11 protein-coding genes are annotated in these 13,020 nt (G+C 34.0%); 6 read left to right on the forward strand and 5 right to left on the reverse strand.

What is annotated here, in order from left to right; all coding sequences use genetic code 11:
• Positions 1-63: 63 nt before the first annotated feature.
• From EZ456_RS02950 to EZ456_RS02965, 4 genes are all read left to right on the forward strand, one after another.
• Positions 64-2,856, forward strand: coding sequence for a TonB-dependent receptor (locus EZ456_RS02950; protein ID WP_131527176.1), 2,793 nt, complete (start codon positions 64-66; stop codon positions 2,854-2,856).
• Between the two features lie 78 nt (positions 2,857-2,934).
• A complete protein-coding gene (locus tag EZ456_RS02955) occupies positions 2,935-4,299 on the forward strand; it encodes a cell shape-determining protein MreB (RefSeq protein WP_131527177.1) in 1,365 nt (454 codons plus the stop codon).
• A 480-nt stretch (positions 4,300-4,779) separates the two neighbouring features.
• The gene (locus tag EZ456_RS02960) at positions 4,780-5,088 is read left to right on the forward strand and encodes a hypothetical protein (RefSeq protein WP_131527179.1); all 309 of its coding nucleotides are present in this window, start codon (positions 4,780-4,782) and stop codon (positions 5,086-5,088) included.
• A 1-nt stretch (position 5,089) separates the two neighbouring features.
• Entirely contained in the window at positions 5,090-6,457 is a 1,368-nt protein-coding gene (locus EZ456_RS02965; RefSeq protein ID WP_131527181.1) for a hypothetical protein, read from the forward strand.
• A 200-nt stretch (positions 6,458-6,657) separates the two neighbouring features.
• On the opposite strand, the gene EZ456_RS02970 is transcribed toward EZ456_RS02965, so the two are convergent.
• Positions 6,658-6,963, reverse strand: coding sequence for a hypothetical protein (locus EZ456_RS02970; protein ID WP_131527183.1), 306 nt, complete (start codon positions 6,961-6,963; stop codon positions 6,658-6,660).
• A 149-nt stretch (positions 6,964-7,112) separates the two neighbouring features.
• On the opposite strand from EZ456_RS02970, the gene EZ456_RS25010 reads away from it, so the two are divergent.
• Positions 7,113-7,265: a hypothetical protein gene (locus tag EZ456_RS25010; protein WP_165501222.1), complete on the forward strand. Its 153-nt coding sequence runs from the start codon at positions 7,113-7,115 to the stop codon at positions 7,263-7,265.
• Here EZ456_RS25010 and EZ456_RS02975 read toward each other — a convergent pair.
• The 4 genes from EZ456_RS02975 to EZ456_RS02990 all read right to left on the reverse strand — a co-directional run bounded on the left by EZ456_RS02975 (position 7,262) and on the right by EZ456_RS02990 (position 11,904).
• Positions 7,262-7,537: a hypothetical protein gene (locus tag EZ456_RS02975; protein WP_131527185.1), complete on the reverse strand. Its 276-nt coding sequence runs from the start codon at positions 7,535-7,537 to the stop codon at positions 7,262-7,264. The genes EZ456_RS25010 and EZ456_RS02975 overlap by 4 nt on opposite strands.
• 134 nt (positions 7,538-7,671) lie before the next feature.
• Positions 7,672-8,826, reverse strand: a complete 1,155-nt coding sequence (locus EZ456_RS02980) for a hypothetical protein (protein ID WP_131527187.1) — start codon at positions 8,824-8,826, stop codon at positions 7,672-7,674.
• 180 nt (positions 8,827-9,006) lie between these two features.
• Positions 9,007-9,813, reverse strand: coding sequence for a lysophospholipid acyltransferase family protein (locus EZ456_RS02985; protein WP_131527189.1), 807 nt, complete (start codon positions 9,811-9,813; stop codon positions 9,007-9,009).
• A 339-nt stretch (positions 9,814-10,152) separates the two neighbouring features.
• On the reverse strand, positions 10,153-11,904 hold the full coding sequence (locus tag EZ456_RS02990; RefSeq protein ID WP_131527192.1) for a lysophospholipid acyltransferase family protein: 1,752 nt from the start codon (positions 11,902-11,904) through the stop codon (positions 10,153-10,155).
• Positions 11,905-11,997: 93 nt separating this feature from the next.
• Between EZ456_RS02990 and EZ456_RS02995 the strand changes: the two genes are divergently transcribed.
• Positions 11,998-12,897: a ComEA family DNA-binding protein gene (locus tag EZ456_RS02995; RefSeq protein ID WP_131527193.1), complete on the forward strand. Its 900-nt coding sequence runs from the start codon at positions 11,998-12,000 to the stop codon at positions 12,895-12,897.
• The last annotated feature ends 123 nt before the right edge of the window (positions 12,898-13,020 follow it).

Raw genomic sequence — 13,020 nt, forward strand, 5'->3', positions numbered from 1 at the left:
AATTAATATCTAACTTGTAGTTAACACTGTGGTAATACTTTTGCCTTATCAAATAAAGGCAAATTGGACTTACTAAACTCTTTTAAAAGAGCGGCACTAACGGTGTTCGCTTTAACGATCAGCATATTATCATATGCACAAACAGGAAAAATTTCTGGAACAGTTACCGATAAAAAAACCGGCGAAACCTTAATTGGGGTAACGGTTAAAATAGCTGGAACTACTAAAGGTGTCTCTACCGATGTCGAAGGAAGATATTCTATAGCCGGATTAACATCTGGGAAATATACTTTGAACCTTTCTTATATTGGATACACTTCTAAAAACATCAGTGATATTGAAGTAACTAATAATCAGGTAACGGTTGTTAATTCCATTCTTGATGAAGCTGGCGGTTCTAACCTTGGAGACGTTACAATTACAGCATCAGTTAAACAAGAATCAATTAATTCCTTATATGCTTCACAAAAAAACAGTACACGTATCTCAAGTGGCATAACGGCAGATCAAATTAGAAAATCGCCTGATAAGAACACTTCTGAAGTTTTAAAAAGGGTAAGTGGAGCAAGTATTCAAGACGGAAAGTTTCTAGTTATTAGAGGTTTATCTGATCGTTATAATGTTGCGTTAATCAATAATTCCTTGTTGCCCAGTACAGAGCCTGATAAACGAGCATTCTCTTTTGATATCATTCCTTCTAATATGATTGATAAAATTGTGATAAACAAAACTGCAACTCCTGATTTACCTGGAGACTTTGCTGGCGGTGTTACGCAAGTGGTCACAAAAGACATACCTGATAGTAAATTCATCAACTTCGCTGTTTCAACAGGATATAATACCCAATCGACTTTTAAAGATTTTTATTCGAACGAAAGGAACAGTACTGACTTTTTAGGATTTGATGATGGAACTAGGAGTTTGCCGACAAATTTCCCTAGTACTAGGGGTGTGTATAATGGAGGGTCGACAAATCTTAGGATAGCTAATTCGAAATTGTTTCCTAATCTTTACGCTGAAAGAAAATATACCGCTTTACCTTTACAAAATTATCAATTTACTTGGGGGAATGTAGCTAAGTTCAAGAATGAAGGAACCTTTGGTAGTATTATTTCGTTAAATTACAGAAGAGAGCAAAATCAGAGAATTGCAGAACGAGAAGCTTTCGATGGTATAAACTTTATAAATAAATATCAAGATTTAAATTATAGATACAATGTAGCTTTGGGTGGACTTGCTAACTTTTCATATAAAATTAGAAAGAATAAAATTTCATTAAAAAACTTATTTAATCAATCATTCGAAGATAGTTACATAAACAGAAATGGGTTTATAAATCAAAATACTGATATCAGATATACCTCTTCTGAGGTAAATCAAAAATCACTATTAAGTTCTCAATTAGAGGGCGAGCATCAGTTAGGTGAGAAGAACATTAAACTAGAATGGAATTTAAACTATGCTTTAATTAAAAGAGAACAGCCAGATTTACGGACAATTATGTATGGTAGTATTCAAAATTCTAACTCACCATTTAGTTTAATTGATGATAATACTAAAAGATTTTTCTCTGATTTGAATGAGAATAATTATGGTGGAAGTGCTTCACTAAATCTTCCTGTTAATATTTTTAATAAAAAAGGTACATTCAAATTTGGTGGTTTGAAACAAGTAAGGGATAGAGATTTTAATGCTAGAATTTTCCTGTATACTCCAGCTAGTTCAAGTGAATTTGATGCAAATAAATTAATTCTTCCAAAAGAAAGCATATTCAGTACAAATAATATCTCCAGAGATGGATTTGTGCTAGATGAGATCACCAATAATCAAGATAGTTATACAGGGAAAACAGATTTAAATGCGGGTTACCTGATGTTAGATCAAGCACTTGCTGAAAAGCTTCGTTTAATTTTAGGAGCAAGAGCTGAAGGTTATAAACAAACCATTGATGCCCTGAATAGTACAGGGCAAAAAAGATCTTACGAGAAAGACTTTTTTGATGTGCTTCCTTCATTAAATTTGACATATAACTTAAATGAAAAGTCTAATTTCAGACTTTCTGGTTCAAGAACTGTAACCAGACCAGAACTAAGAGAATTGGCGCCTTTCGTTTTCGTCAATCAGGAAGAAGGTGTTCAAATTGGTGGAAATCCTGATCTAGTAAGAAGTCAAAATACCAATGCAGATATTCGGTACGAATATTATCCATCTCCAGGTGAGGCATTTACTTTCTCAGTGTTTTACAAGAATTTTAAAAATCCAATTGAGCAGGTTACCGACGGATCATCTACAGCTGATAATTTAAAGTTTAGTTATCAAAATGCAGATAAAGCTTACACTTATGGATTTGAATTAGATGTACGTAAGAAGTTGAACTTTTTATCAGAAGCCAGTTGGTTAGAAAATTTTATTGGTTTTGCAAACTTTACCTATTTAAGATCTGAAGTTCAATCGAGTATTCCGGGTTTTCAAACAAGACAGTTGCAAGGCCTATCTCCCTTCTTGATTAATGCAGGTTTACAATACAATTCTCCAGTTTCTGGTTTATCAATGAGTGCGTTATATAACAGAATTGGAGATAGAATTGGTAAAGTAGGGAATGAATCTGTACCAAATATTTATGAAAAAGGACGTGATGTATTTGATTTTCAGATTTCCAAAAAGGTACTAAAAAACAAAGGAGAAATAAAACTCAATGTATCCGATATTTTAAATCAATCAAATGTGTCATTTTTAAACTTTGGCCCAAATAACAAAACTTTTAACCGAGCAGATGATGCAGTTTACTATAGTTACAAAAGCGGAACAAACTTCACTATAGGTTTCAGTTATAACATAGATCTTAAAAATAAATAATTAATTAACAATAAATTGATCTATGCTTTGCTTTGAGTTAAAAGTAACTAGGTTAATTTGTGCAAATAAAATTTAAACATGAAAAATTTCAAAGTATTATTGGCATCGTTATCAATTTTAGCTGTAACAATGTCTGCGTGTAAGAAAAATGATGGCGATCCGATAGTAGAAGAGCCAGCAGCACCAGAAACTATCCCAAGCAATGTTACTGCAAATAAAACGCTTACATCAGATAGAGTTTGGATATTAAAAGGGGAGACACACGTTCAAAGTGGTGCTATTCTTACTATTGAAGCTGGAACTGTTATTAAGAGTGATGTGACTTCAAAAGGAGCACTAGTAATAGATAAAGGAGCTAGAATTGAAGCTGTAGGTACAGTAGATAAACCAATTGTGTTTACCTCTGGTAGAGCAGCAGGTGATAGAAACCCAGGTGATTGGTCAGGTATCACAATCATTGGTAATTCAATAACTAATAGAACTTCAACATCCAATGTTGAGGGTGGTGTGACAGGAACTTTTGGTTTAGGTACTGTAGCTAATGACAACTCGGGTACTCTAAAGTATGTACGTGTAGAATATGCAGGTACTGCATTTAGTGCTAATAGTGAAGTAAACGCGCTTAGCTTTTATGCTGTAGGTAGCGCAACAACATTAGATCACATTCAAGTATCTTATGCAAAAGATGATGCTTTTGAATTCTTCGGTGGAACTGTTAATGGAAAGTACTTAATTGCTTATGGTACATCTGATGATGATTTCGACTTTGATTTCGGTTACTCTGGAAAAATCCAGTTTGCGGTAAGTTATAAATTGGCTAATTATTTTGATGCTGCCGATCAAAGTAATGGTATTGAATGTGATAATGAGTCTACTATTCCAGCCACTGGCCCATCAACCCCAAGAACTAAGCCAGTATTATCTAACTTTACGTTTGTTGGTACCAATGGTAGCGATAACGCCGCCTCTACAAATAACTTTGCTGCACGTTTCAGAAGAGCATCTCAGTTTGCATTAAACAACTCGATTTTATTAGGATATAAAGCTGCTGGTTTCTCAATTGAGTCTTCACAAAGTGCTACTGATTATGTTTCTGGAGCTGCTACATTTAAAAATAATTTAGTGCATGCGGTTGCTAATCCATATCAATCTTTTGATGCAAGTGCACAAGGTGTAATTACATCTGCTGCAATCAAAACAAAGGCAGAAACAGAGGGTAATGTAACTTTAGCAGCTGTTACAGATGCAGGTTTAAAAGCCCCATTAACCGCTACAGCTCCAGATTTAATTCCTAATGCTGGTTCTGCTGCTTTAGCTGGAACATGGGTAAGCCCAGATGGCTCTTCATTCTTCACGGCTGTGACTTACAGAGGTGCTTTCAGTGCAACTGACAACTGGACAACAGGTTGGACAAACTTTAACCCAGGTGCTAAAGTTTACTAAAAAGAAATTCTTATAAATTGAAGGAGCCTGTATCATGACTAATGATACAGGCTCTTTTTTTATATTAGAATTTTACAGATAAATCTGGTTGCTGTTATGGATGCAGGTTTAAAGCTCCACTAAACCCTACAGCTCCAGACTTAATTCCTAATGCAGGTTCTGCTGCTTTAGATGGAACATTGGTAAGCCTAGATGGCTCTTCACTCTTCGCAGCTGTGACTAAAAGAGGTGCTATTATTACAACTGATAACTGGACAACAGATTGGGTAGACTTAAACCCAGGTGCTAAAGTTTATTAAATTAGCTTATAAAATATTTTGAAAAGTCTCTGCCATTAATAATGATACGGGATATTTTTAAGGTAATTTGTAGATTTAAATTACATATACGTATTTTAAATTTTAAAAAAAAAGTGCTATTAAATCTACAACTTAATGTTTAGTTAATTTTGATTTAATATTCATCATGTATTTTTGATTAATGGAAAATTTAAAGATTAATGCCCGTAAAATTGCAATAGTTGCAGTTTTATCAATCTCCTCCCTAACGGGTTGTAAAAAAGATGAAATCAAAATCGAACCTGTTACTAAAACAACGGAAGTATCAGAAATTGAGTTTTCAAAACTACTACAGTTTATTTCTATAACTACCACTGCGCCAAAGGATCAAATTGTATACAATGAAAAGAACAAAGAATTTGTTGTATATGGTTGGTATCATAAAAGTTTAGCAGATGTTCAATCTGAGTACGATACTGCAAATGAATATAAAGCCACATACGAGAAATAATATGAAAAAACAAATATTTATTTTGCTGGCTATTATGATAATAGCTACAGGAGCATATGCTCAGATAACATTACAGTCATTTCAAATTGGACAGAATTATTTACAAGGAACATCTCTTAAAGTAGCAAATATAAATTCTGCAACTCCTTTTAAGTTTCTTGTCTCTGTAACTAGGGGAATTAATCCTGGTGGAGGATCTGTTTCTGGTAATTGTACAATTAAGCTATATTACACAGAAAATCAAAGTAGTGATTCAAACATTCCAGATGATCCAACAAGCCTGCTTTTATTTACAAGAAACATAACATCTTCCGATTATAATTCAAGTCAGGCAATTTTAGCTGATTTAGATGCATCATTGCCAGCGAATAAGCAATATGGTAAATTAATTCTGAGGTTTGAATATTTAGATAATAACAATATAAATCGTATAAGTTACTCCTCCACTAGATATGGGATTTATATAGTACCTCCAGTTGTTACCCCTCCCACGATTGATGCTACCACTATTGCAAAGATTCAATCTATGGGATTTAGTACTTCGGGAATATCTTCAGAAGGTGAATATTATACAGTTGAAAATGATATCCTAATTAGAAAAAGTACGCTTTTTCAAAATGCTGGGGAATTTTTGATTAACAATGATCGACAACACAACGTTTACATACTGGTAAAAGCATCTGTATGGACCATGAGTGTTTGGGATGTTATTACTGCGGCTCATTTATGGAATTCTAATCCTAATAGTGATATCAAATTACATGTGATTAATGAGTTCGGAAATCAACCATTGCCACCAATTGACATTACTATTGATTATAAGCCAAGTTCATATCCTGTAAGGGCAGAGTTTCCGAATGGTAATGGACTCGCAGGTCGTATGATTTATGTTGGGCTTAATCAAAATCAAATCTCTAATATCAATCCAATAGTAGCAATAACACGCGCAATAGCCCATTCTTTAGGCTTGAAAAATAATAGTATTCCCAATTCAATTATGAATAGTGGAGGAGCTAACAATTATGTCTTTCCGATAAATACCTCAGACAATCAGCTGATGAGTTCACTCTATCCAGTTAATCCTAATAGTGCGATAATTCCATATATATCTGGTGTTAATAGTTTGAATATGCACGAAAGTGGTACTTTTGAAACGAGTTACATACTTTTAGGTACATCGTATAACTGGAATATAGTACCGACAAATGGAACAGCTAACTTAGGTGTTCCTGATGTTTCTTGGGCTTCTCAGCCTCGACTACCTGAAATCTCGTTTGGTGCTGTTGGTAGCTATCAAATCCAATGTTCTTTAACTACTAGCAAATACACATCACCAGCAACTGCAACAGCAAATGTTGCAGTACAATAGTTACATAAATAAAACATTAATATATTATAAAAAAGAGGGTGTCCAAAAAGGTAAAATTCTAAATTTATAGATAAGAATTTTGCAATAGATGTGGCATGAAAATATCGATTCCTTAATTTTTGCTCCGAACATCGGTCATTTATTAAGAAAGTATAAATCAACAAAGAGGGTATCCGACCTTTTCGGACACCCTCTTTGTTTTATGCGGTTTTGTTTGTATCAGTTTTAACTTTTTTCTTTGGAGTATTCTTGTCGAGCGTTTGCTCAGTTGCTACAGTTACGCTTTCTTCTTCTTTGATATACGGCGTTATAGAATCATCTTGAGTATGGAAAGTAACTTTTTTAGTTAATTGCTTTGCAAATTTTTCGATTACTTTATCTGTTTTTTTTGCTTTGCCGTACTGAATAACAAGTTCGTTAAATGCAAGGGCTAATTTCGATTCTAATTCTTTACGTAATTTTTTGCTTGTCGAATGATTTTTCGACTTGGATTTATTCTTTTTCATCTAGAACTTATGTGATTTCTCCAAAGGTAAAAAAACAGAAAGTTAAATTAATATTATGATTATGTTAACACATGGCTTGGTGGTTAACATATAAAATATTTCTCATAACTTAGTTTAAATCACATAGGTAAGAATTTAATCGAAAGAATATGAATTATCCAATATTAATCGGCGTTGTAGTTCTGGTCATTATTTTAATTGCTTACCTGATCATAAGAAACCAAAAGGATAAGAAAGAGTTTGAAGAAGAGGTAATCCAATCAGAACTTCCTCCGGAGAAAGACGATAAAGAAAATATTTAAAAAGTATTTCCGGGTGCTATATCACCACCCAGATCCAACGTATTTTGGATACCTTCCAGGTATTGGAGCAGATGCCGCTCAGCATTTGCATAAGAGGTAAATGTCGATGCCGGTTCGTAAGCATCAGCATTGGTTTTGCTTTTGTAAAATGAACTGATTTTGAAAACGAAAACTTTGCCATCATTAATTGGCGACATAATTCTAGCCTTTATAGCGTGGCCGTTTACCTCAACAAAAAATTCTTTTAAAACGGTATAGATAACAGCAGACATAGACAAGGTTTAGATTTAATTCAAAATAAGAGATCTAAATTACCTTAAATAGCTAATGAATCAGCCTGTTATTGATAAGATAATGATTTATTAACATTAATTTAACGTACGTTCTTGTGTTTAATGCGATGGACCTATTTCTTAACAGGCTCGTAGGCATAAACCACTTCATATTTACTGTTCTTGAAATTTGAAGAAAGTTGTCCGATTTTTAGATTCTGAGCCTGGGGTGTAGGCTCGCAGTACGAGTACTTCTTGCCTTTATAAGTAATTGGTTCGCCAATTGGTTTGTCAAACTGAACGGCAATAGTTAAATGTTTAGGGTATAGCAAGGCAATCATCGGCAGGTTATATATTTCCTTTACCAAATAAAAAAATAGTGCCGCCCGGTCATCGCAATCGCTGTAGATACTTAATAATGTCTGTTCAGGCGAGAAACGTTTCTCCTTGCCAAAATTTTCACCGTCATCTTCATATAAAAAACCATAACGGGTAAATCTCATCAGGTAATCAACACCTTTTTTCTGATCCATGTGTTTTAGGTTTTCTTTCAAGGTGGGAATAAGAGAGCTGTACGTTTCCCTGCTCAAAGGAATATTAAAATAACTCTCAAAATCTACTACAGGATAATTTTTAAAAATGGTTTGTACATCTTCATTAACTTTTAGCTTAAAATGATGAATTTTTTGACGGTAGCTAAATTCAATATCCTTTTCCTGATAACTTTCTGGTTTAAAATCGGGCATTCGAGTAACCTTATAAGAGAATGGGTTTTTAGCCTCTGGAATTGAAATTTTAACAGGTTTGTAAGCATCGGCCTGTTTAAACAGTTTACCGTAATCATGGTAATTAAGGCACATAAACTTTTTATTGTCAACCATAAAGAACGGAATATCGCTGATGTCCTCTTCATTTCTTACATAAAAGATAACCTGATCATTGCCTACAGCTAACCTTGCATCATACCCACATTTACTCAGTAAAAACCATTTGTATAAAGTATAGCCAAAATAATTATCTGCTTTCGGGCTAATCTGTTCAGCTGTTTTACGGATTAGTTGATAATAAATCCAGTCGTTTAAATGATATTTTTTCTGGTATTTTTCTAAAGACGAAATAAGAGGCGCATATTGGCCAGCAGAGATGCGGCTGTAAAAGTTTGAAACGGCTGATGTAGTTGCTGTTTTAGGTATTGGAAAAACTACTGAAGAATCGATACTAAAGTTAAAAGTTCCATCATAAAAATCGAAAGAATGGTTCTGTCCCTTCGAGATGACGGTATTCATCATCAGGCAAACGAACAAAATAGTCCTCAAAACATATATGTATATCCCTCTTTTCAAACCGCTCCATATTTGGTTACATTAAATTTACTTATTATTAACGTAAAAGCAACAATTTCTTTACGTGAACAATGAAACGGTGCTTAACGGGAAATTAACATTGGATTTTCATGAATTCGGATCAGGTTACTTTTTTAGGGCATAAAGTCTCTTTCTTAAATGTTTTAAAAGCGAGGTATTACAATCTTTACAGTCTATTTCTTTCAAATGAATGGGTTTGCCGATACTGATTTTTAACTGGTGACCATTTTTGTTGAATAACTCTGAAATTAGCTTTGCCGTTTGTAACGAAGGGTGTATAAATTTCAGCAGGCTAAAAAAGATGCCATTATTGCCATGAAAATACACTGGTAGTATCGGTACATTGGCTTTGGAAATGATTTTTCCAACCACGGGATGCCATTCGCGGTCGGTAATCTGATTTTTTCTGAATTTATAAGAAGAAACTTCGCCTGCCGGAAAAATAGCAACAGGACTGCCATCTTTTAAAACTTTTAAAGTTGTTTTTAATCCGCTAATACTTGATGAATCCTGAACTTTTTCGAACGGATTTACCGCGATAATACATTTCTCAAGATTTGGGATTTTCTTTAACAGAAAATTCCCCATAAACATCGTGTCAGGTCGGTAATTGGCAAGAGTACTTAATAATGCCAATGATTCTATAGCACCGTAGGGGTGGTTTGCAATCGCAATAAATGCACCTTCTTTTGGAATGTTGGCTAAATCCTCATCACTGATCTGAATAGTAACGCCCAGAACATCCAGAATATGATTAGCGAATTTTTCTCCTTCTAAGGTATTAGCATCCCTAATAATTCCATTGAAGTCGTTAATCTTCAAGAACTTCATTAAAAAGGAAGCAAGACCAGGGATTGGAATATTACAAATGCCTGTTGCCTTTGAAAAATTCTCTTTAGAAATGACTGTCATAATTATAGTTCAAAATTGATTCCGTTAGGGAACCAACTTGATAAATGATTTTTTATTTGAGCTAAATATAAGGGTGGGAAACATTCGGCTCTCACGAAGAAGAATGTTTATCATAGCTCATAAAGAGTACCTAAAGATAATGGAATAATATGAACAACAGCGTATTAATCGATTAAGAAATTGTAAGGAAGAAAATTCTATAAATAACATTTCATTAATACCAAATTAATAAGTCAGAAGTACTTTTGTGGCATAAATATTTGGTTAGTATTTATAAAGTTTAGGTTAGTTGATAATAAAAAACCCAGATGGATGTCTGGGTTTTTTTATTGAATTAATTTATAGGTTCTTGCCGAGCTTTTCGAGCATTTCTGGTGGAATATTATGCGTATCAACCACTAAGAAGCCATCTAAACAATCAGAAAATTTAGGATCGATATTGAATGAGATAATCTTTGCATTCAGGTTCATGTACTGCCTCAACAATACCGGAATTTTTATATGCGAGTTTTCAATGTCTCCGATTATGCTGTCTAAATCTTTGAATGATTCACTACTATCTACTAAGGTATCGGTAGAAATAGGTAATAAATCGGCTTTGAATTTGTTTCTGGGTTTAACATATTTGGCCAACTCATAGTCGAAATGATTTTTGGTAATATAATCTACAATTAAGGCTTTGCTAAATTTAGAAAAGTTGTTGCTAATACTCACTGGCCCGAACATATAACGGTATTGTGGATTATCGATCAGGTATTTTAAAATGCCTTTCCAAAGTAAAAATAATGGAAGTGGTTTGCCCTGGTATTCTTTTCTGATCCACGATCTACCCAGCTCAATCCCTTGTCTCAACATCGGGTAGAACTGATCTTTCATTTTGAACAACTCTGATAGGTAGAAGCCACGTCGGCCCATGCTTTCTAAAATTTCATCTCCTTTACCAATCCGGTAAGCACCTACAATATTTTCTAAATCCCTATCCCATATAAATAAGTGGTTATAATAGATGTCGTAATTGTCAAGATCAATTTTTTTGTTAGTTCCTTCACCAACCTCACGGAAAGTAATTTCACGCAGACGGCCAATTTCTCTTAAAATATTTGGAATTTTTAAAGTTGGAACAATGTATACTTCATAATTTTTCTCCGTCCAAACCCTGAAATCTTCCAGGAGCGCTACCTCATTTTTAATTAAAAGCCTCGAAGTTTCTTCAATTACCTCAACAGGTTTCTTTTTAATTTTGAATAAGTTTAGCGGATTAAAGAGTTTTTTCTCCGTATCTAATCCAACACCAAGCGCATACGTACGGGCCCTTAAAAAGTCCATCAGTTTGTTGCTACTGTTCATGTGCGAAATTTCAGATACGGCTATTGGTTTACCAACCCGTACCTTAATGGTGCGCCCATGTTTATTTAAAAACTCCGAAGGTAACTTTGCTGTACGCAGGGTAGGGTGTATGAAGCTTAAAATATTAAAGAAAACACCATTATTGCCGTGAAAATAAATAGGTACAACAGGCACTTTTGCTTTAGCAATTAGTTTTCCAACAACAGGATGCCACATTCTGTCGGTTACCTGTTGGGCATCTAATTTAAAGGTAGAAACCTCTCCTGCAGGGAAAATACCAATCGGTATTCCATTTCTAAGCAGATCGAAAGTCGTTTTTAATCCACTGATACTTGAAGAATGCTGCACATTTTCGAAAGGATTTACAGCAACAAAAAATTCATCAAGGTTTGGTATTTTTTTCAAAATGAAATTTACCATTACCTTGGCATCTGGCCTAACCGTACACAATAGTTTAACTAAAGCCAAACCTTCTACACCACCATAAGGGTGATTTGCAATGGCAATAAAAGGACCTGTTTTCGGAATACTATTTAAATCATCATCATCAAATTCTATAGAAACGCCAATGGTTTCCAATATCTTGTCTACAAATTCTAAGCCTTTAAAGTGTTGATTTTGAGCGAATACGTCGTTGATGTCGTTCAGTTTCATGATCTCCATCATCAAACCTGCTAAACCTGGTACACCTAGCTTATCTATCTTTGTTGCTTTTGCAAACTCAGATGTAGTTATGATCTTCATATAATTCTTAGATTGTTGATAGGCAAAACCTGTTCTGTTTTGCAATTCCAAAAATAAGATTTATATTTATAATACACATGTCATATCACATCAATGAGAATTTGGTTCAACAAAAATTTTGGTGTTAGCAAAGGTGAATTTAATGGATTGCTGTTTCTGGTCTTTATTATTATGGTAATTAAGGCTATACCTATTATATATAGCAATTATCAGCCCGTTTCAAATGATGATCCAAATCTTTTAGCACAAATTCAGAAGATAACTATAACAGATCAGGCATATGCCAATACTATTCGAGATCGGATTGAAAATTCAAATCCCAAAAAACCGGTTAAACTTTTTAAATTCAATCCAAATACTTTAGATATTGATGGGTGGCAAACTTTAGGCTTATCTGCAAGACAGGCACAATCGATCATCAATTATACAGCTAAAGGCGGTAAGTTTTATAAACCCGAAGATCTTCAGAAAATGTATACCATTTCGCCGGAAATGTACAAAAAGATATTGCCTTATACTGATATACCCGATCAGCCCATCAATACCTCAAAAAAATATGCACCTTTCGAAAAAAAGGAATATGCTAAAAAGACTTTGGTCATTGTTGATATTAATAAGGCAGACTCGACACAATTGGATGAGATAAAAGGTATTGGCGGAACCTTTGCACTTAGAATTATTAAATACCGTGAACGTTTGGGTGGTTTTTATAAGAAAGAGCAGTTGCTCGAAGTTTATGGTTTAGATTCTACTAAGTATGCCGAAATTAAAGACCAGATTGAAATTAGTAATAGCCCATTACAAACCATAAATGTAAATACAGCAACGTTTAACGATTTAAAGCGCAATCCATATCTTTCTTACAAACAGATCAATGCCATTATTCAATACCGCAAGCAGCATGGCAATTATTCGGATATATCTGACCTGAAAAAGGTTATCCTCCTAAATGAGCAGATTATAGATAAAATTACCCCTTATATTTCTTTTTAGAAGCTTAAGTTAAAATTATGTATTTCCTATCCCAGGTTAATTATAGGAGTTAATTGCTTGGAAGGTTTAAAAAGAATCTATTTTCAATTTGATGTGGAAAGCAATGGTCGTGCTCATCGGTTC

The organism is Pedobacter psychrodurus (genome assembly GCF_004331735.1).
GTDB classification, from domain to species: domain Bacteria; phylum Bacteroidota; class Bacteroidia; order Sphingobacteriales; family Sphingobacteriaceae; genus Pedobacter; species Pedobacter psychrodurus.